Origin of the sequence: Rhodanobacter denitrificans (genome assembly GCF_000230695.2) — a bacterium.
GTDB classification, from domain to species: domain Bacteria; phylum Pseudomonadota; class Gammaproteobacteria; order Xanthomonadales; family Rhodanobacteraceae; genus Rhodanobacter; species Rhodanobacter denitrificans.
Window position 1 is genome coordinate 2,905,667 of record NC_020541.1, and the last position, 20,214, is coordinate 2,925,880.

Below are 20,214 nucleotides of genomic sequence, written 5' to 3' on the forward strand. Positions count from 1 at the left end.
TGGTACGCCGATGTGACGCTCCTTCGCTCAGCGCGGGAGCACATGCTTCCCGACATTCTACTGGCCACTGTGTCTGCGCCGACATCTTTGACACTCGGTCCTCTCTACGAGCTTTCGCCAACTTTCTTTTCACTGCCTTTCATGCAGCTCATATGGATGACTGTTTGCGGCGTGTTTCAAGCATCGGTGTTCTACTTCCTCCTCACGCACTCACCGAGACGACTCGCGCCGCCTAACCACCTATCCAAAAGGCGAAATTCTTAAATCGCGTCCTCCAGATAAGCGGAACCAAAAGGCAATGCCTAATATTTCAGTCCTGGTACTCACCCTGTTCCTCGCCTGGACGCTGCTCCTGCTGGTCGTCATGGAGCTGCTGCGCAGCTACCTCGTCGTCACCGGCCGCGTGCGCTCGAACGAGTTCAAGCCCGACAACTCGAATGTCTCGCCGTTCATGCAGCGGCTCGCCCGCGCGCACGCGAACTGCGTCGAGAGCCTGCCGGTGTTCGGCGGGCTGCTATTGGTCGCCATCGCGACGGGTCGGGCGGAAGTGACCGATGCGCTCGCGCCCTGGCTGCTGGGTGCCCGCGTCGTGCAGTCTGGCATCCACCTGGCCTCGACCAGCGTCATCGCCGTCAATGCCCGCTTCACCGCCTTTGCCGTACAGATGGGCATCGGCGCCTACTGGACGTGGCGGCTGCTTGGCCTGTAGCTCGCACACGGGCTCCAGGGACGAGGGCGGCTCGCGAACTCCCTGGCCGTTGCGCCTCCCTCGTCAATCATGCTCCGACGGAGACGAACCATGAACCAACCTGCCCCACTGTCCGAATACCTCGTCCTCTCCCGCGGCCAGTGGGATCTGGACGCCGCGCGCGAGGACATCCAGGCGGCGATCGACCGCTTCTACGCCTGGCATGACCGGCTGGTGGCCGAGGGCCGCATGCGCGCCGGGCAGCGGCTGGCGCGCGAGGGCAAGCTGGTGTCGCGGCAGGCGATCACCGATGGTCCGTTCACCGAGGCCAGGGAGATCGTGGGCGGCTACTGGACGATCCTCGCCCGCAGCCTCGACGAGGCGGCGGCGATCGCGGCGGAGAATCCCTGCCTGGCTTACGGCCTGGCGTTCGAAGTGCGTCCGATCGAGCCGGTGCGCGCCAGCGCCTACGCGCTGACCAACGAGACGCCACGCTGACGCCACGCCGGGCGCCCGGCGCGGAGTCCTTGCCGACGCCAGCGACGGGACGTCCGGCCGCCCCGCTCAGGCGGTCGCGAACGTCAACACCGGGCTGGCGAAGCCCGGCCGGGACGTGCAGAACCTCGACATGGAGCATCCGTAGGTCGCCTGGGACACCCGGCAGGCCGACGCCAAGGTGGCGCACCTCGGCCGGGACGTACGTAGCCCCCGGCGCCAACGTTCCAGACCCCGACGAGGACGTATGCCACCCCGACGCCGGGATGGCCAAGGTCGACAGGGACGTGGCGAACCTCGACGACGGGGTTCCACACATCCACGGGGACGCGCGTAGGCCCGGCATCGAGGTCGCGCGGCTCGATGGCCCGCATCGTCACCACCTCGCCGGGATTGAACCGGCCGCGGCCAGCCGCGACACTCCCGGCATGAAACCCTCGATCGCGCTGCGCCTGCTCGCCTGCCTCGCCCTGCTGCTCGCCTGCGCCCCGGCGCTGGCGAAACCCGCCTTGTGGGTGGTGAAGGATGCCGACACCACGATCTACCTGTTCGGCACGGTGCACCTGATGCCGCGCGATGCCGGTTGGCATTCTGCCGAGCTGGACCGGGCACTGGCGGACAGCCGCACGCTGTACATCGAGCTGACCGACGACGATCCGGCGAACATGGCGGCGCTGGTATTGCGCTACGGGATGGATGCGGCGCACCCCTTGTCTAGCCAGCTCAGTCCAGCGGAGGCACACCGGCTGGACCTGCTGGCGAACAGGCTCGACGTGCCCGGCGGCCTGCAGACATTGAACGTGATGCGCCCGTGGCTGGCCGCGCTGACCCTGGCGCTGACACCGCTGCGCCAGGCCGGGCTCGACCCGGAACACGGGGTGGACAAGCAACTGAAGGCGCAGATGAGCGCCGCCGGCAAGCCGGTGCTGGGGCTGGAAACCGCCGAACAGCAGATCCGCTTTCTCGCCGACATGCCGCGCGCGATCGAACTGGCCCTGCTGCGCTCGACCATGCGCGACGCGGACAAGGGCGCATTCCAGCTCACCGAGCTGATCGACGCCTGGAAGGCCGGCGACGTGGACAGCATCGCCCGCATCGGCAACGAGGACATGCGTCGGCGCGAGCCGAAGCTCTACCAACTGCTGCTGGTGCAGCGCAACCAGGTCTGGGCGACGAAGATCGCCGCGGTGCTGCAGCAGCCCGGCACCGTCTTCATCGCCGTCGGCGCCGCGCACCTGGCCGGGCCGGACAGCGTGCAGGCGCAACTGGAATGGCTGGGCGTCCCGGTCGAGCGCCTGCCCTGATCAGTCGATGCCGGCGACGGCGTGCGGTGCGTACGGCGCCTCCAGCGCGGCGATTTCCGCCGGCGGCAAGCTGACCGACAGCGCCGCCACCGCCTCTTCCAGATGCTGCGGCCTGGTCGCGCCCACGATCGGCGCGGTGACCACCGGCTGGTGCAGCAGCCAGGCCAGCGCCACCTGCGCGCGCGGCACGCCGAGCCGCACGGCGACCTCGCCGACGCGATCCACCACGGCCTTGTCCGCCGCCTTGCTGGCGGCATACACGCCGTCGCCCCACGGATCGGAGCCGCCGCGCACGGTGCTCGGTTCGTCCTGCCACGCCCGCGCCAGCCGACCGCGCGCCAGCGGGCTCCACGGCACCACGCCGACGCCCTGGTCCGCGCACAGCGCCAGCATCTCGCGCTCCTCCTCGCGGTACAGCAGGTTGTAGTGCGGCTGCATCGACACGAAGCGCGTCCAGCCATGCAGGTCGGCGGTGTACAGCGCCTTGGCGAACTGCCAGGCCATCATTGACGAGGCTCCGAGGTAGCGCGCCTTGCCCGCCTTCACCACATCGTGCAGCGCCTTCAGCGTCTCCTCGATCGGCGTGGCGTGATCCCAGCGGTGGATCTGGTAGAGGTCGACGTAGTCGGTGCCGAGGCGGCGCAGGCTGGCGTCGATCTCGGTCATGATCGCCTTGCGCGAGAGGCCGCCGCCGTTCGCGTCGCCGCGCATCGGATAGAACACCTTGGTGGCGATCACCACCTCCTCGCGCCGCGCGAAATCGCGCAGCGCGCGTCCCAGCACCAGCTCGCTGCCGCCGCGCGAATACATGTTCGCCGTGTCGAAATAGTTGATGCCCAGCTCGAGCGCGCGCCGGATGAACGGCCGGCCGTGCTCCTCGTCCAGCGTCCATGGCCTCTCCTTGGCGGGCGTTACCGAATAGCTCATGCAGCCCAGGCAGATGCGCGAGACCCTGAGGCCGGATTTGCCGAGATTGATGTAATCCATAGCGGTTCTCCTTCAGTGTTCGGATGTCGATGCAGGTTCAGCGCGGCGCCGCCCGGTGCAGGTTGATGCCCGCGATGACCAGGGCGATGCCGGTCAGCTCGGCCGGACCCGGCAACTGGTGCAGCACCACGATGCCGATCGCGCAGGCGGTGGCCGGCAGCAGCGCCAGCATCAGCGCGAACGTGGCGCGCGGCAGCCGCGCCATCGCCAGCTGGTCGCACACGTACGGGATCACTGACGACGACACGCTCACGCCGATGCCGGCGGCCAGCAGGCCGGGATGGATGAAGGCCACCGCCGCCTCGCGCCAGCCCGGCGGCATCACGACCAGCAGCGCCACCAGCATCGCCGCGGCCAGCCGGTCGATGCCGTTGCCGCCGCCGTCCCTGGCGATGCGATGGCCGAGCACGATATACAGCATGAACAGCGCGCAGTTCGCGAAAGCGAAGGCAAAGCTGATGGCCGTGCCGGCGAGACGCACGTGGGTCAGCATGGCCACGCCGGCCGCCGCCACCGCGAGCGCCACCCCGTTGCGGCGGCTGTGCAGGCCGGCCCAGGCCAGCGCGATCGGGCCGAGGAACTCGATCGCGCCCACCGTGGCCAGCGGCAGCCGGTCGATCGCCAGGTAGAAGCAGACGTTCATGCCGCCAAGCACCGCGCCCAGCGCCACGATGTTCCAGCGCACCGCGGCGTTCTGCTGCGCGAAATAGCGCCAGGGCCGTCGCCACAGCGCGAAGATCAGCGCCGCGCTGGCGATCCGCAGCCAGGCCACGCCGAGCGGCGCGACGTGGGCGAACAGCAGCACCGCGAACGCCGGCCCCAGGTAATGGAAGATCGCGCTGACCACGAAATACAGCGAGGGCGGCACGCGTTCGCCGGCCGCGAAGGGCGGCGACGGCGGCTCGATCGTGGTGGCATCGGATTCATGGTCCATGCCTCTACTTTTGCAAACGATCGGCGCATGATCCATCTCGAAAAGAAGGAATCAGCGACCCATATTTTCTGACTTGAAAGCCGGTGACGCCTCATGCCTCAGATTTCCAATTTGCTGTCCGACCCTCGCAATATCGCCCTGCTGCAGGCGCTGCAGGACGATCCGCGCCAGCCCGTCACGCGGCTCGCCAGCCGTGTCGGCATGTCGGCACCGGCGGTGAAGGAACGCCTGAACCGGCTGGAGGAAACCGGGGTGATCCGCGGCTACCGGCTCGACCTCGACCCCAAGGCGATGGGCTGGCCGGTCACCGCCTACGTGCGCGTGCGCCCGGTGCCCGGGCAACTGCCGAAGATCGCCGAGCTCGCGCAGAAGATCCCGCAGGTGGTCGAGTGCCACCGCGTCACCGGCGAGGACTGCTTCATCATCAAGGTCCACCTTGACGCGCTGGAACATCTGGACCTGATCCTCGACCGCTTCCTGCGCTACGGCCAGACCACCACCTCGATCGTGCAGTCCACCCCGGTGCCGCTGCGCGCGCCGCCGCTGCCGACCCGCAGGCCCTAGCAGATCGCGGCCGAAACCGCGCCTACAAGAGCCTGTCGCTTTCTGGCACCATCGACCGGTTATCCCGCGCGCCGCGCGCCACTTCCCTGATGCAACCGCATGAACCTGCAAGCCAATTACGAACAGATCCCGCTGAAGGAATACGCCGAGCGGGCCTATCTGGACTACTCGATGTACGTGGTGCTGGACCGCGCGCTGCCCTTCGTCGGCGACGGCCTGAAGCCGGTGCAGCGGCGCATCATCTACGCGATGAGCGAGCTGGGCCTGGCCGCCACCGCGAAGCCGAAGAAATCGGCGCGCACCATCGGTGACGTGATCGGCAAGTTCCATCCGCACGGCGATTCATCGTGCTACGAGGCGATGGTGCTGATGGCGCAGCCGTTCTCGTACCGCTACCCGCTGGTCGACGGCCAGGGCAACTTCGGCTCGCCGGACGACCCGAAGAGCTTCGCCGCGATGCGCTACACCGAATCCAAGCTCAGCCCGATCGCCGAGGCGCTGCTCGGCGAGCTGGCCCAGGGCACGGTGGACTGGGTGCCGAACTTCGACGGCACCATGGACGAGCCGAGCTGGCTGCCGGCGCGCGTGCCGCACGTGCTGCTGAACGGCTCGATGGGCATTGCCGTCGGCATGGCCACCGACATCCCGCCGCACAACCTGCGCGAGCTGGCCACCGCCTGCATCCGGTTGCTGGACGAGCCGGACGCCAGCGTCGCCCAGCTGTGCGAGCACGTGCTGGGTCCGGACTACCCGACCGAGGCGGAGATCATCACCCCGCGCGCCGACCTGCTGACGATCTACCAGACCGGCGGCGGCTCGGTGCGCGCCCGCGCGGTGTACCGGCGCGAGGAAGGCAACATCGTGATCACCGCGCTGCCGCACCAGGTCAGCCCGTCGAAGATCCTGGAGCAGATCGCCGCGCAGATGCGCGCGAAGAAGCTGCCGATGATCGAGGATCTGCGCGACGAGTCGGACCACGAGAACCCGATCCGGCTGGTGATCGTGCCGCGCTCGAACCGCGTCGACGCCGACGAGACCATGCAGCACCTGTTCGCCACGACGGACATGGAGAAGAGCTTCCGCGTCAACCTCAACATGATCGGGCTGGACGGCCGGCCGCAGGTGAAGGACCTCAAGCGCATCCTCACCGAGTGGTTGAGCTTCCGCACCAGCACCGTCACCCGGCGCCTGGAACATCGCTTGGCCAAGGTCGACCGCCGCCTGCACCTGCTCGAAGGCCTGCACACCGCCTACCTCAACCTCGACGAAGTCATCCGCATCGTGCGCAGCGAGGACGAGCCCAAGCCGGTGCTGATGGCGCGCTTCAGGCTCAGCGAGGAACAGACCGACTACATCCTCGAAACCCGCCTGCGCCAGCTGGCGCGGCTGGAGGAGATGAAGATCAACGCCGAGCGTGACCAGCTCGAAGAGGAGCGCGCGCGCATCAACGTGCTGCTGAAATCGCCGGCCAAGCTGAAGAGTCTGATCAAGGACGAACTGCGCGCCGATGCCGAGAAATTCGGCGACGCACGCCGCTCGCCGCTGGTCGAGCGCGAAGTGGCGCATGCGCTGGACGAGAGCGCGCTGGTGGCCAGCGAACCGGTCACCGTGGTGCTCTCGCAGAAGGGCTGGGCGCGCGCCGCCAAGGGCCACGACATCGACGCCGAGGCCCTGAACTACCGCGAAGGTGACGGCCTGCTCGCCGCGGTGAAGGCGCGCACGACACAGCAGGTCGCGTTCATCGACTCCACCGGCCGTGCCTACTCCACGCCGGCGCACACCCTGCCCTCGGCGCGCGGCAACGGCGAGCCGCTGACCGGCCGCTTCAGCCCGGCCGCGGGCGCCAGCTTCGACGCGGTGATCGCCGGCGACAACGACACCCGGCTGATCCTCGCCACCGACTTCGGCTACGGCTTCGTCACCCGTTTCGAGGCGCTCACCGGCCGCAACAAGGCCGGCAAGCAGATCATCTCGCTCAGCGACGGCGCGAAGGTGCTGGCGCCGCAAATCAGCACCGACCCGGCGCGCGACCGCATCGTGGTGGTCAGCAGCGAAGGGCATCTGCTGATGTTCTCGGTGGCCGAGCTGCCGGAACTGGACAAGGGCAAGGGCAACAAGCTGATCGAGATCCCGAAGAAGCAGCTGGCCGAGGGCGAGCGCGTGGCCGGCGTGGCGGTGGTCAGCGAGGGCAAGGGCGAGGTCACGATGTACGCCGGCGCACGCAAGCTGACCCTGAAGTGGGCCGACCTGGTCGAGTACGGCGGCAACCGCGCCACCCGCGGCGGCCTGCTGCCGCGCGGCCTGCGCCGAGTGGAGCGAATCGAGACCACCGGCTGACCACGACTTGCGGGAGCAGGAACCCGGTCGGAGGAACTTGTCGACGTCCGGCCTTTCCAACAGGGACGTACACGCCGATGCGCCATCATGCGTTGACTACGTGACAACCCCGGAGTGTGCATGAACATCCCACGGCATTTCGTCGCCCTCGCCGCCAGCCTGCTGGCCACCACGGCGTGGGCGCAGACGGCCGGCAAGCCGTTGAACCTCAAGCTGCTGCCCAGCGACACCCCCGCCGCCAGCAGCACGGCCGCCAAGCCCGCTGCCAGCGCACCCGGCGTGTATTACGGCGACACCAGCGGACGCATGGGCAACAACGACACCACAGCCGCCGCGACGCCCACCGACGACTGCGACGACTACAGCTACAACCAGCCGCAGATGCACGGCAGCGTCGGGATGGGCGTGGTCGGCGGCAACCATGTCAGCGGCAACTACCAGACCGGCACGGTCAACCTCAGCAAGGCCTTCGGCAGCTGCGACCATCCCAGCGGCGGCGTCAGCATTTCGATTGGTGGCGGCACCGGCCATTTCAACGGCCGCCGCGACCACTGAAGCAGGAACCGCGTCCACTCGGACTTGGGGCCGGCCATGGCGCAGACGCGAACCTGGCGGCGCGCGTAACGCACGGCGTTTTCCAGTACCGCGCCGAAAATCCCGGAGAGGTCGTGCGGGCCACGGCCAGGTCATGCTTGCGCGTCGTTGATCGCAATGGTATCTGACAGCACCGCCAAGCCGCCCGCTCAACTCCAGCGTTGACCGTCTGCTTCAGGCTGCGAGCGGCCATGAGCGGCAACGCATGCGCGCCTCTGCGACCGCATGCAGCTAAGGTCCCCCAAGCAGCGCGACCAGCCGCGACTCGCATGCTGAAAGATCGTACCTCCGACGCTGCGAGAGCATGAACGTGAGCGTCCCCATGTGCCAGGCGCGACGCTCGAGTTCGACGAGCTCTCCGCTGGCCAGATCCTCGCTGACGAGGTGCCGCGGCAAGTGTCCCCAGCCGAGGCCGGCCTTGAGCAGGTCGCGCTTGGCGCCGAGGTCGTTGACCAGCCACTGGCGCTTGCCGGCAACGCCCTGCTGGGTCTTTTCTGCGCCGGGCTGGTTGTCGGTGACGACGATCTGGGTGTGTCGACCGAACTCGTCCACGGGGATGGGTTTGGGGGTCGAAGCGAGCGGATAGGATGGCGCGCATACCGTCACCATTTCCTCCTCGCGCAACCAGTGGCGTTCGATGGCGTCCGGATTCACCTCCGGCACGTTCTCGATCGTGACGGCCAGGGCGCACAGCTTTTCGAGCACCAGGTGCTCGCCGCCCTGCATGGTGGTGATGCGCAGGTTGATCGCGGCGGTCGGAAACTCCTGCTGCAGCGTGCGCAAGCAGTCGATCAGGTGGGTGCGTGGAAAGTAGGCATCCACCGCCACCGATACCTGCGGCACCCCCACCTTGGCGATCGCGCCGGCGCGGTTCTTCATTTCCTCGGTGCGTGAGATCACCGCACGCGCGTCCGGCAGGAGGCTGCGGCCCGCGGCGGTGAGCTTCGCCTTGCGTGTATTGCGCTCGAACAACTCGACATCGAACGCGCTTTCCAGCGCCTTGATCGCGTGGCTGATGGCCGACTGCGCGCGTGCCAGTTTCCGCGCCGCACCCGAGAAGCTCCCCTGGTCGCACACCGCAACGAACGCACGCAGCTGGTTGATGGTGACGTTGTCGAGCACGGGCTATCCAGAAAATAGATCGTATTAAGCGATGTTTCGTCAATTGTGTTGATACGTCAAGCGACCCAGATTGATGGGGCAACCGGCCCGAGCGGGCCGGCCCACTCCATCCCCGTACTGAAAAGGATCATCTCCATGAGCTACGCCATCATCGGTTTCGGCGCCATCGGTCAGGCCCTCGCCCGCGCTTTCGCCCGCAACAACATCGAAGTCTCCGTCGCCAGCCGGCGCGCGCCCGAAGCGCTGCTGCCGCAGGCGCAGGCGATCGGATCCACGGTCGTTCCCCGGACGCTGCAAGAAGCGCTCAAGGCGGACGTGATTTTCCTGGCCGTTCTCTTCGAGGGGCATCGCGAGGTCGCCAAGATGCTGCCGAGCTGGCAGGGCAAGACGATCGTGGATGCGATGAACGGTTTCGAGGGCCTGTCTTCTGCCGACGTCGCCAAGGCCTTCCCCGGCGCCCGCTTCGTGAAGGGCTTCAACCATCTGCCCGCGAGGACGCTGGCCGCCGATCCGAACGTCAACGGCAGCCACCGCGTGGTGTTCCTGTCGAGCGACGACCAGGCCGCCGCGGCGCAGGTGGCGGACCTGTCCGAACAACTGGGTTTCGCACCCGTCAATCTCGGGAAGCTTGCAGAAGGCGGCGCGCTGGTACAGGTGCGGGACAAGCGCTGGGCGCCGCTGATCTTCCAGGACCTGTTCAAGAACGAACCCGAGCGACCGGCGACCGCCGGCGCCGCATCGTAATCACCTATCTGTGCCATCCCGACCAAGGATCAAAGACGTGACCAGACTGAATGGAAAAACCGCCGTGATCACCGGTGGCGCCACCGGCATCGGCCGCGCGGCGGCAAAGCGTTTCATCGATGAAGGCGCGTTCGTCTTCATCTTCGGCCGCCGGCAGGAAGCGCTCGACGCTGCCGTGGCTGACCTCGGGCCCAACGCCCGCGCGGTGCAGGGCTCGGTGTCCGACGAGGCCGATCTCGACCGCCTTTACGCGGCAGTGAAGGCCGAGCGCGGCACCCTCGACATCGTCTTCGCCAATGCCGGGACGGGAAGCCTGCTTGCGCTCGGCGAGATCACCGCCGAACACATCGACGAAACGTTCGACACCAACGTGAAGGGCACGATTTTCACGGTGCAGAAAGCACTGCCGCTGATGGGCACGGACGGTTCGATCATCCTGACCGGATCGAGCGCCGGCACCACTGGTGCCCCGGCATTCGGCGCCTACAGTGCGAGCAAGGCGGCCGTGCGCAACCTCGCCAAGACCTGGGCGGAGGACCTGAAAGGCACCGGCATCCGCGTCAACGTGCTGTCGCCCGGTCCGACGGCGACCGAACTGGCGAAGGCCGCGGTGGGCGAGGAGGGCCTGAACGCCTTCGCCTCGATGAACCCACTCCAGCGCATGGCCGATCCGGCGGAGATCGGCGCGGTCGCCGCGTTTCTCGCGTCGTCGGACAGCAGCTTCATGACCGCCAGCGAAGTCGCCGTCGACGGCGGCCTGGCGCAAATCTGACGCGGCAGGCCCGGCCGGCATCCGCCACGAGCTTTTCAGAAGTCATGCCTGACGTGCTGCCCACGCAAAGCCAGAATTGCAAACATGTGCCGTGGGAATCGATCGCCAGGGTATTGACGCCGGAGATGCGCTGAACCCGCCCAAAAGCGGCGGCATGATGTCGCCGCCTTTGGCATGGCGGGCGCCACGAGGCACACTTACACAGATTCGAGGACATTCGGGACGCGTACATGCACGGCGAATACAAGATGCCCGGCGGCAAGCTGGTGGTGATCGACCTCACCGTGCGCGAGGGCCGTCTCGCCGACGTGCAGCTGAGCGGCGACTTCTTCCTCGAGCCGGACAGTGCATTGGAGGCAATCAACCGCGCGCTGGAAGGCCAGCCGGCGCTCGCCGACGAAGCGGCACTCGCCGCCGCCGTGAAGCAGGAGCTCTCGCCGGACGTGATGATGTATGGTCTGTCGCCGGAAGCGATCGCGGTAGCCGTGCGCCGCGCCTTGCACAGGGAAGCCGAAGCATGATACGCACCGACTGGCGCGACCACGACTGGCAGCTGATCCACACCGCGCCGCAATCGCCCACCCTGCACATGGCGCTGGACGACGTGCTGACCCACGAGGTCGGCGCCGGCCGCCGCGCGCCGACCCTGCGCATCTGGGAATGGGCGTCGCCGGCGGTGGTGATCGGCCGCTTCCAGTCGCTGCGCAACGAAGTGGACGGCGAGGCGGCCCGGCGCCACGGCATCGAGGTGGTGCGCCGGGTTTCCGGCGGCGGCGCGATGTTCATCGAGCCGGGCAACACGATCACCTATTCGATCTATGCGCCGCAGTCGCTGGTCAAGGGGCTGTCGTTCCAGGAAGGCTACGCCTTCTTCGACGCCTGGGTGCTCGAAGCGCTCGGCGAACTGGGCATCAAGGCGTGGTACCAGCCGCTCAACGACATCACCTCCGAAGGCGGCAAGATCGCCGGCGCCGCCCAGGTGCACCGCGGCGGCGCGGTGCTGCATCACGTCACCATGGCCTACGACATCGACGCGGCGAAGATGCTGGACGTGCTGCGCATCGGCCGCGAGAAACTGTCCGACAAGGGCACCGTCAGCGCGGCCAAGCGGGTCGATCCGCTGCGCAGCCAGACCGGCCTGCCGCGCGAGGCGGTGATCGAGCGCATGATCGCCACCTTCCGCCGCCTGCACGGACTCACCGACCACCGCCTGCGCACGGACGAACTGGCCCAGGCCGAAGCGCTGGCGCAGACCAAGTTCGGCAGCCCGGCGTGGCTCGCCGACGTGGCGTGAACCTCCACTCCCGTTCCCGGCCGGAGCAACGGGATGAACGCTACAGCCGCGTATACGACCACGATTGCATGCGGCCGTCCCGGTACGGCATCACGCCGTGGAACGGGCGCGGGTCGGCGTCGAACACCAGCGGCAGGAAATGGCGGTCGCCTTCCCACATCGGCAACTCCAGCAGGCGCGTGCGCGCCACCCATTCCAGCGTGCCCTCGTGGTTGGCCGTCTGCGGCGTGCCGCTGTAGCGGTCGATCACGAAGATGAAACCCAGCCAGTCTTCGCCATGCTTGCCGAAGCCTGGCCAGTTCAACGTGCCGCGCAATTGCATCGACTCGCACTCGATGCCGGCCTCCTCGCGGATCTCCCGGCGCATGCACACGGCGATGTCCTCGCCCGGCTCCATCTTGCCGCCGAGGCCGTTGTACTTGCCCAGGTGCAGGTCGTCCGGCCGCGCGTTGCGGTGGATCATCAGCACCTCGCTGCGGTCGGGCGACAGCACGTAACCGAGCGTCGCCACTATCGGGGTATAGGGCATGGGCGGGCACCGCGCAAAGAACCCAGTTTAGCGGCAGCGGCCGCATGGCGCAGGTGCGGACTTGCACCGGCGCGGCCGGGCGGCGACCATCGACGGATGCGCGTACCCGCTTCCCTGCCCCGTCCCTTTCCGGTTTCGCCGCTGCGACGCATGCTGCCGCGCGTGCTGCCGCTGCTGCTGCTTGCCGGCGTGTACGGCTGCGCGCCGGGCGCACGAGCACTGGACAGCCGCGAGCTGGCGTTCGAGGGCCAGAACTACCGCGTGGTGCACGTGAACCTGAAACGCGAGCAGCTCAGCCTGCACTGGCGCGAACCCGCCAGCGGCCAGCCGTTCGGCAGCATCGAGGCGCTGCGCCAGTGGGGCGAGGCGCGTGGCCAGCGGCTGCTGTTCGCGGCGAATGCGGGCATCTACGACCACAAGTTCGCGCCGCTGGGCCTGCATGTTGAGAACGGCAGGACCGTGGTGCCGCTGAACCTGGCGCACGGCAACCCGGCTTCGGGCAATTTCTCGCTGCTGCCGAACGGCGTATTCGCCGTGTACCCGGACGGCCACGCCGCGGTGCGCACCAGCGCCGCGTTCAAGGCCGACGGCAAGAGCGCGCAGTGGGCCACCCAGTCCGGGCCGATGCTGCTGATCGACGGCAAGCTCAACGAGAAGTTCCTCGACGACTCGTCCAGCCTGAAATGGCGCAGCGGGGTCTGCGCGAAGACGCCCACCGAGGTGGTGTTCGCGGTGAGCGAGACGCCGGTGAACTTCCACGCGTTCGGACGGCTGTTCCGCGACAAGCTGGGCTGCCGCGACGCGCTGTACCTGGACGGCAGCATCTCGCAGCTGTACGTCGACGGCGAAGGCTACGCCGGCGCCCCGGCGTTCATGGTCAAGCCGTACGCGGGCATCTTCGCGGTGTTTTCCCGGCCATGACGGTGCGCCGCCGGCAGCTCCTGCGCGTCCTGCTGCTCGCCCTGCCGGCGCTGCTGCTGGCCGCCTTCGTCACCGGCTGGTATCTGCTCGCCGGCAGTCGCGCCCGGCTGGATGGAGTGCGTCCCGCCGCCAGCCTGGCTGCCGCGGTCAGCATCACCCGCGATGCGCTGGGCACGGTCACCATCGAGGGGAAGAACCGCGCCGACATCAGCTATGCGCTGGGCTACGTGCACGCGCAGGAGCGCTTCTTCGCGATGGACCTGATGCGCCGCCTGAGCGCCGGCGAACTGTCCGCGCTGGTCGGGCCGGCGGCGCTGAAGGTCGATCTCGACCATCGCCGCCATCGGCTGCGCGCGATAGCCGCGGCCGCGTACGCGCACTTGCCGCCCGCGGAGCGGCACCAACTCGACCGTTACCGCGACGGCGTCAACGCCGGCCTTGCCGACCTGCGCGTGCGGCCGTGGGAATACCTGCTGCTGGGCAGCCGGCCGCAACCGTGGCGCGCGGAAGACAGCATGCTGGTGATCGCCGCGATGTACCTGGACTTGAACGGCGACGCCCGCAACGAGCGCGAACTGCGCATGGCGCAGATGCGCGCGGTGCTGCCCGGCCCGCTGGTGGATTTCCTGCTGGCGCCCGACCCCGACTGGGAGGCACCGTTGCGCGGCCGGCTGTCGCGCTCGCCGGTGCTTCCCGCCGCCGACGTGTTCGACCTGCGTCGACTCGCACCGGCGACCGGATCGTCGACGGCGCTGGCCGCCGCACTGGTGCCGGCGCTGGATGCGCCGCGCCCCGGCAGCAACAACTTCGCCGTCGCCGGCACGCTCACCGGCAGCGGCGCGGCGCTGCTGGCGAATGACATGCACCTGGGCCTGCGCGTACCGAACATCTGGTTCCGCACGCGCCTGCGCTACCCCGACCCCACCGCGCCGGGCGGCCGGCGCGACGTCAACGGCGTCAGCCTGCCCGGCACGCCGGCGATCATCGTCGGCTCCAACGGCCAGATCGCCTGGGGTTTCACCAACAGCTACGGCGACTGGCAGGACTGGGTGCGCGTGCGGCGCGACCCGGCCGATGCTTCCCGCTACCGCGTGCCGGACGGCTGGGCGGCCATCGAAACCCACGACGAGCACATCCAGGTCAGGGGTCGCCCCGACACCATCCTCAAGATCGAGGACACCCGCTGGGGTCCGATCATGGGCACCGACACCGACGGCACGCCGCTGGCGCTGGCCTGGATCGGCGGCCGTCCGCACGGCTACAACCTCGACCTGATGCAGCTGGAGCATGCGCCCGACGTGGCCGCGGCGCTCGATCTGGCGCCGCATCTCGGCATGCCGCCGCAGAACCTGCTGGTCGCCGACAGCCGCGGCGAGATCGGCTGGACCCTCGCCGGCAACAGCGTCCCGTTGCGCGCCGGCATCGACCCGCTGCTGCCGTCGGATTGGTCCAGGCCCGGCAGCGGCTGGCAGGGCTGGGCTGCGCCCGCCAGCTACCCGCGTATCGAGAACCCCGCCGACGGCCGTCTGTGGACGGCAAACAACCGCACCGTCGACGGCGACGCGCTGACCCTGCTCGGCAACGGCGGCCACGACCTCGGTGCCCGCGCCCAGCAGATCCGCGACGACCTGCACGCCCGCCCCAGCTTCACTCCCGGCGACATGCTCGACATCCAACTGGACGACCGCGCCGTGTTCCTCTCCCGCTGGCAGCGCCTGCTGCAGGACACCCTGGCCGACAACACCGATCCATCGCTGCAGCCGCTGCGTCGGCTCACCGCCGCCTGGCGCGGACGCGCCGCCGTCGACAGCGTCGATTACCAGCTGGTACGCGCCTTCCGCCGCCAGGTCAGCGCGGCCGTGCTGGCACCGTTTGCCGCCCGCGTGAAACAGCGCTACGCGGATTTCGGCTGGCCCGGCGAGAACAGCGCCGAAGCCGCGGTGTGGACGCTGCTCCAGCAGCAACCCGCGCAACTGCTCGATCCGGCCTACCCGGATTGGCACAGCCTGCTCATCGACGCGGCGAAGCAGGTGACGGACGAACTCGGCCAACAACCCGGCGGCCTCGCTGCCCGCCGCTGGGGCAAGCACAACCGCACCGGCATCCGCCACCCGCTGTCCGCCGCCCTGCCGTCTTGGCTGGCCCGCTTCATCGACATGCCCGACCAGCCGATCTCCGGCGACAACAACATGCCGCACGTCGCCGCCCCCGGCTTCGGCGCCTCCGAACACCTCGATGTCGCCCCCGGCCACGAGGCCGAAGGCATCCTCAACATGCCTGGCGGCCAGAGCGACCACCCGCTGTCGCCGTATTTCGGCGCGGGTCACGCGGACTGGCTCCAGGGACGACCGACGCCGCTGCTGCCGGGCGCGACGCGGCACACGCTGGTGCTGCAGCCGGCCTCGCGCTGACGCAGCGCCCGCGTGCGGCATTGGACCGCACGAATCGCCCGGCCATATCTGATCGAAGTCAAAAGTACCGCCTTCGTGTGCGCGCATGATCCGCACCGTCCACACGGCGGATTCATCCATGATCAGCTGCGACACCGTCATCATCGGAGCGGGCCCGGTCGGCCTGTTCCAGGTTTTCGAGCTGGGCCTGCTGGGGCAGGATGCGCACGTGATCGATGCCGTGCCGCATGCCGGCGGCCAGTGCACGGAGCTGTATCCGGACAAGCCGATCTACGACATCCCGGCGTTGCCGGTGTGCAGCGGACGCGAACTGATCGAGCGGCTGCAGCAGCAGATCCGCCCGTTCGCGCCGAAGTTCCACCTGGGCCACACCGTCACCGCGCTGCAGCGCATGGACAACGGCCGCTTTCACCTGCGCACCAGTGGCGGCCTGGCGTTCAACGCCGGCGTGGTGATCATTGCCGGCGGCCTGGGCGCGTTCGCGCCACGCACGCTCGACCTGCCGGAAGCCGCGCCGCTGGTGGATCGCACGCTGCACTACAAGGTGACGCAGCCGGCGCTGTTCGACGACCAGGACATCGTGATCGCCGGCGGCGGCGACGTGGCGCTGGATTGGGCGCTGGCCCTGGTCGAGCGGGTACGCAGCATGGTGCTGGTGCATCGCTCGTCCAGCTTCCGCGCGGCGCCGGCCAGCGTGGCGCGCATGCAGACGCTGTGCGACGAGGGCCGCATGCAGTTCTGCGAAGGCGACATCGTCGGGCTGGAAACCAGCGATGAAACGCTGGCGCAGGTCCGCGTGCGCACGCGCAGCGGCATGGTCCGGCGTATCGAGGCGTCGCAGCTGCTGGTGTTCTGGGGCCTGCATCCGGCGCTGGGGCCGATCGCCGACTGGGGACTGGCGCTGGAGCGCCAACAGCTGGTGGTGGATCCGTCGACGTTGCAGACCTCGGTGCCTGGCGTGTTCGCGGTGGGCGACATCAATACCTATCCCGGCAAGAAGAAGCTGATCCTCTGCGGCTTCCACGAAACGGCACTGTGCGCCTTTGCCGCACATGCGCACCGGCATCCCGGCGACAAGGCGAACCTGCAGTACACGACCACCAGCCCGGCACTGCAACGGCGCCTGGGTGTGCGCGATACCGCAGGCGCCGACGTCGTGGCGCAACCGCCGCCACGGGTCGAAGCCAGCGCGGCCTGACGCTCCCCACCCTTTCGCATTCGCACCAAGACGCACGCCGGGAGGCCCTTCCATGCACGGCTCCATCGAACCCACCGAACCGCGCTCGCCCGAGCGCCGGCGACTGCTCCGGCAGGCCGGCCAGCTCGCCATCGCCGGCGGCCTGCTGGCCGGCGGCGGCTGGGCCGTGCTCAGGCGCAAGCAGAACCTGTGGCAGGTGCGCCGCGAGCGCACGCTGATGCAGACCTCGGTGGCGGTGACCTGCCTGGCCGACGACGTGCAGGCGGCCGGCGCGGCGATCGAGGCGGCGTTCGCGCGCATGGCCGCGACCGCCGCGCAGCTGACCCGCTTCGACCCGGCCAGCCCGCTGGCGCGGCTGAACCGCGACGGCCAGCTGGCGCAGGTGCCCGCGCAGCTGGACGCGGTGCTGCGCCAGGCGCTGTCGCTCTCGCGACTGACCGACGGCGCGTTCGACCCGACCGTGCTGCCGGTGCTGCGCTACTTCGAAACGCTGCGCGGTACGGCGACAACCAACGCGCACGAGCAGCGCGTGGCCGAAAGTCGCGACGCGCTGGTCGGCTACCGCGACCTCGCGCTGGACGCACGCGGCGCGCGGCTGCTGCGTCCGGGCATGGCGATCACCCTGGACGGCATCGCCAAGGGCCACGTGGTCGACCAGGGCATCGCCGCGCTGCGCGGCGCGGGCATCGAGTACGCCCTGATCGACGCCGGCGGCGACATCCACGCGATCTGCGGCAACGACCCCGAGCGGCACTGGAACGTCGGCATCGTCGACCCGCTCGACGTCAGCCGCGTGGCGGCGGTGCTGCAGCTGCGCAACGCGGCGCTGTCGACCTCGGGCAACTACCGGGTGTTCTTCTCCGCCGACCGGCGGCTGTTCCACATCGTCAACCCGCGCACCGGCTGGTCGCCGCAAAGCTACTCGAGCGTCACCGTGATGGCGCGGCGTTCGGTGCTGGCCGACGGCATGAGCACCGCAGCGTTTTCACTGGAGCTACCGCGGCTGTCGTCGTTGATGAACGCGCAGGACCACCAGTGGCTGGCCTTCTCGCGCAGCGGCGAGCAGCGCTGGCGCTCGCGCGAACTGCCGCTGATCGCCGGCACGGCGGAGCTGGCCTGATGCGCGACGCACGCTCCCGCTCCTTCATGGCCAGGCTGCTGCTCGCGCTGCTGTTGCTGCTGCCCGCCTCCGCGGCGCTGGCCGGCATCGACGCCCGCTTCCCGCAGCTGCACCAGGTGTTCCCCGACGCCGACCGCTTCGGCGACGTCGAGGGCACCCCGCCCGCGGCGGCCGTGTACCGCGGCGGCAAGGTGGTCGGCTACGTGTTCGAGACGGTGATGGTGGCGCCGGTGCCGGCCTACTCCGGCGCGCCGATCAACGTGCTGGTGTCGATCGGCACCGACGGCACCATTCGTGACGCCCGCGTACTGGAGCAGCACGAGCCGATCCTGCTGGTCGGCATCCCGGTGCAGAAGCTGTACGACTTCGTCGCCCGCTACGTCGGCCACCGCGTGGACGACCAGATCGTGGTCGGCGGCGGCGCCAGCGGCAGCGTGCGCATCGACGCGATCAGCAGCGCCACGGTGACCTCGATGGTCGCCAACGAGACGATCATGAACTCGGCGCTGAAGGTGGCCGCCTCGCGCCAGCTGATCGCCGGCGCGGCCGACACCGGCGCGGCCGCCGCGCAGGTGCGCGCCGACCACTTCGTGCCGGCCGACTGGCAGGCGCTGACCGGCAACGGCGCGATCGGCCACCTGCAGCTGGCGCGGCAGGCGGTCACCGACGCCTTCAAGGGCCAGCCGGAAAGCGGCCTGGTCGACGACCCCACCGCGCCCGCGCCCGGCCACGGCGCAGACACCTTCATCGACCTGTACTTCACCGACGTCACCCCGCCCACGGTGGGCCGCAACCTGCTCGGCGCCGCGGCCCACGCCGACCTGATGAAGCTGCTCAAGCCCGGCGACTCGGCGATCGCGGTGATGGCCAACGGCATCTACTCGTTCAAGGGCGTGGGCTACGTGCGCGGCGGCATCTTCGACCGCGTGCACCTGCTGCAGGACGGCAAGCTGGTGCTGTTCAAGGACGCCGACCTGGTGCAGCTGAACGACACCCCGCTGCGAGGCAAGCCCGACTTCGCCGAACAGGCGATCTTCATCGTGCGCCACGGCGGCAGCGGCTTCGACGCGACCCGGCCGTGGACGCTGCAGCTGATGGTGAACCGCCAGGTCGGCCCGCTGCAAAGCATCTACCACACCTTCACCCGCGACTACCGCATGCCGGCGGTCTACACCACGCGGCCGGACGCCGCCGAAGCGCAGGCAGACGCGCTGCCGGCCGATGCGCCGCTGTGGCAGAAGGTCTGGTACGGCCGCCGGGTCGACATCGCGCTGCTGCTGGCCGGACTCACCGTGCTCACCCTGATCCTGATGTTCCAGGACTGGATCGTGACGCGCCCGCACCTGCTCGAACGCCTGCGCGTGGGCTTCCTGATCTACACGCTGGTGTTCATCGGCTGGTACGGGCTGGCGCAGCTGTCGGTGGTGAACATCCTCACCTTCATCCAGGCGGTGCTGCACGACTTCCGCTGGTCCACCTTCCTGATGGATCCGCTGGTGTTCATCCTGTGGGTGTTCGTGGCCGCCACGCTGCTGCTGCTCGGGCGCGGCATCTACTGCGGCTGGCTGTGCCCGTTCGGCGCGCTGCAGGTGCTGGTGAACAAGCTGGCGCGCCGGCTGCACGTGCCGCAGTTCGAGGTGCCGCAGTACCTGCACGAGCGGCTGTGGGCGATCAAGTACATCCTGCTGCTGGTGCTGTTCGGGATGTCGCTGCAGTCGCTCAACCTGGCCGAGCACTACGCCGAGATCGAGCCGTTCAAGACCGCGATCACCCTGCACTTCGCCCGCTCCTGGGGCTACGTGCTCTACGCGCTGGCGCTGGTGGCGGTGGCGGCGTTCAACAACAAGTTCTACTGCCGCTACGTGTGCCCGCTGGGCGCCGGGCTGGCGGTGTCCGGCCGCTTCCACCTGTTCGAGTGGCTGCGCCGGCGCAAGGAGTGCGGCCGCCCCTGCCAGATCTGCGCGAACGAATGCGAAGTGAAGGCGATCAACGCGATCGGCCAGATCAACTTCAACGAATGCCATTACTGCCTGGACTGCCAGGTCACCTACGCCAACGACCAGAAATGCCCGCCGCTGGTGGAGCGCCGCAAGAAGCGCGAACGCGCCGCGCGGCCGCTGCCCACCCCGGTGCTGACGATCATCCCGGCGGCGACGCCGGCAACCCCCGAGCCGGCGAAGGCCGCCGACTGACCCACCCA

The 20,214-nt window shown here is 68.9% G+C and carries 19 protein-coding genes; 15 read left to right on the forward strand and 4 right to left on the reverse strand.

All coding sequences use genetic code 11. The features are described 5' to 3' along the window. The first annotated feature begins 298 nt into the window (after positions 1-298). The 3 genes from R2APBS1_RS13370 (at position 299) to R2APBS1_RS13380 (ending at position 2,487) form a co-directional block, all read left to right on the forward strand. Complete coding sequence (locus R2APBS1_RS13370) at positions 299-709, forward strand: MAPEG family protein (RefSeq protein ID WP_015448311.1); 411 nt, start codon at positions 299-301, stop codon at positions 707-709. Positions 710-799: 90 nt separating this feature from the next. After that, positions 800-1,186, forward strand: coding sequence for a YciI family protein (locus R2APBS1_RS13375; RefSeq protein WP_015448312.1), 387 nt, complete (start codon positions 800-802; stop codon positions 1,184-1,186). Between the two features lie 263 nt (positions 1,187-1,449). Further along, positions 1,450-2,487 carry a TraB/GumN family protein gene (locus tag R2APBS1_RS13380; protein WP_015448313.1) on the forward strand — a complete coding sequence of 346 codons (1,038 nt, stop codon included), beginning with the start codon at positions 1,450-1,452 and terminating at the stop codon, positions 2,485-2,487. Here the strand turns inward: R2APBS1_RS13380 and R2APBS1_RS13385 are convergent, their stop codons facing one another. Continuing rightward, positions 2,488-3,474, reverse strand: coding sequence for an aldo/keto reductase (locus tag R2APBS1_RS13385; protein WP_015448314.1), 987 nt, complete (start codon positions 3,472-3,474; stop codon positions 2,488-2,490). Positions 3,475-3,511: 37 nt separating this feature from the next. Next, on the reverse strand, positions 3,512-4,408 hold the full coding sequence (locus R2APBS1_RS13390; protein WP_015448315.1) for an EamA family transporter: 897 nt from the start codon (positions 4,406-4,408) through the stop codon (positions 3,512-3,514). A gap of 93 nt (positions 4,409-4,501) precedes the next feature. Between R2APBS1_RS13390 and R2APBS1_RS13395 the strand changes: the two genes are divergently transcribed. The 3 genes from R2APBS1_RS13395 to R2APBS1_RS13405 all read left to right on the forward strand — a co-directional run bounded on the left by R2APBS1_RS13395 (position 4,502) and on the right by R2APBS1_RS13405 (position 7,864). Continuing rightward, the gene (locus R2APBS1_RS13395) at positions 4,502-4,972 is read left to right on the forward strand and encodes an Lrp/AsnC family transcriptional regulator (protein WP_015448316.1); all 471 of its coding nucleotides are present in this window, start codon (positions 4,502-4,504) and stop codon (positions 4,970-4,972) included. A gap of 99 nt (positions 4,973-5,071) precedes the next feature. After that, positions 5,072-7,309, forward strand: a complete 2,238-nt coding sequence (gene parC / locus R2APBS1_RS13400) for a DNA topoisomerase IV subunit A (RefSeq protein ID WP_015448317.1) — start codon at positions 5,072-5,074, stop codon at positions 7,307-7,309. Positions 7,310-7,429: 120 nt separating this feature from the next. Continuing rightward, positions 7,430-7,864 (forward strand): hypothetical protein, encoded by a 435-nt coding sequence (locus tag R2APBS1_RS13405; RefSeq protein ID WP_015448318.1) that lies wholly within the window; start codon positions 7,430-7,432, stop codon positions 7,862-7,864. A 270-nt stretch (positions 7,865-8,134) separates the two neighbouring features. Here R2APBS1_RS13405 and R2APBS1_RS13410 read toward each other — a convergent pair whose 3' ends face one another. Further along, positions 8,135-9,025, reverse strand: a complete 891-nt coding sequence (locus R2APBS1_RS13410) for a LysR family transcriptional regulator (RefSeq protein ID WP_007507696.1) — start codon at positions 9,023-9,025, stop codon at positions 8,135-8,137. Positions 9,026-9,160: 135 nt separating this feature from the next. Between R2APBS1_RS13410 and R2APBS1_RS13415 the strand changes: the two genes are divergently transcribed. The 4 genes from R2APBS1_RS13415 (at position 9,161) to R2APBS1_RS13430 (ending at position 11,835) form a co-directional block, all read left to right on the forward strand. Further along, a complete protein-coding gene (locus tag R2APBS1_RS13415) occupies positions 9,161-9,769 on the forward strand; it encodes an NADPH-dependent F420 reductase (RefSeq protein WP_007507694.1) in 609 nt (202 codons plus the stop codon). Between the two features lie 37 nt (positions 9,770-9,806). After that, positions 9,807-10,541, forward strand: a complete 735-nt coding sequence (locus R2APBS1_RS13420) for an SDR family NAD(P)-dependent oxidoreductase (RefSeq protein WP_007507692.1) — start codon at positions 9,807-9,809, stop codon at positions 10,539-10,541. 230 nt (positions 10,542-10,771) lie between these two features. Next, a complete protein-coding gene (gene lplB, locus R2APBS1_RS13425; protein WP_007507689.1) occupies positions 10,772-11,062 on the forward strand; it encodes a lipoate-protein ligase small subunit in 291 nt (96 codons plus the stop codon). After that, on the forward strand, positions 11,059-11,835 hold the full coding sequence (locus R2APBS1_RS13430; protein ID WP_007507687.1) for a lipoate--protein ligase family protein: 777 nt from the start codon (positions 11,059-11,061) through the stop codon (positions 11,833-11,835). Before lplB ends, R2APBS1_RS13430 begins: the two co-directional genes overlap by 4 nt. 40 nt (positions 11,836-11,875) lie before the next feature. Here R2APBS1_RS13430 and R2APBS1_RS13435 read toward each other — a convergent pair whose 3' ends face one another. Continuing rightward, entirely contained in the window at positions 11,876-12,364 is a 489-nt protein-coding gene (locus R2APBS1_RS13435; protein WP_015448319.1) for an NUDIX hydrolase, read from the reverse strand. 150 nt (positions 12,365-12,514) lie between these two features. Between R2APBS1_RS13435 and R2APBS1_RS13440 the strand changes: the two genes are divergently transcribed. The 5 genes from R2APBS1_RS13440 (at position 12,515) to R2APBS1_RS13460 (ending at position 20,206) form a co-directional block, all read left to right on the forward strand. Further along, positions 12,515-13,285 (forward strand): phosphodiester glycosidase family protein, encoded by a 771-nt coding sequence (locus R2APBS1_RS13440; RefSeq protein ID WP_015448320.1) that lies wholly within the window; start codon positions 12,515-12,517, stop codon positions 13,283-13,285. Continuing rightward, positions 13,282-15,696 carry a penicillin acylase family protein gene (locus R2APBS1_RS13445; RefSeq protein WP_015448321.1) on the forward strand — a complete coding sequence of 805 codons (2,415 nt, stop codon included), beginning with the start codon at positions 13,282-13,284 and terminating at the stop codon, positions 15,694-15,696. Before R2APBS1_RS13440 ends, R2APBS1_RS13445 begins: the two co-directional genes overlap by 4 nt. 118 nt (positions 15,697-15,814) lie before the next feature. Continuing rightward, the gene (locus R2APBS1_RS13450; RefSeq protein ID WP_015448322.1) at positions 15,815-16,894 is read left to right on the forward strand and encodes an NAD(P)/FAD-dependent oxidoreductase; all 1,080 of its coding nucleotides are present in this window, start codon (positions 15,815-15,817) and stop codon (positions 16,892-16,894) included. Between the two features lie 52 nt (positions 16,895-16,946). Continuing rightward, positions 16,947-18,014 (forward strand): FAD:protein FMN transferase, encoded by a 1,068-nt coding sequence (locus R2APBS1_RS13455; RefSeq protein ID WP_015448323.1) that lies wholly within the window; start codon positions 16,947-16,949, stop codon positions 18,012-18,014. After that, the gene (locus R2APBS1_RS13460; protein WP_015448324.1) at positions 18,014-20,206 is read left to right on the forward strand and encodes a NosR/NirI family protein; all 2,193 of its coding nucleotides are present in this window, start codon (positions 18,014-18,016) and stop codon (positions 20,204-20,206) included. Before R2APBS1_RS13455 ends, R2APBS1_RS13460 begins: the two co-directional genes overlap by 1 nt. Positions 20,207-20,214: the final 8 nt, after the last annotated feature.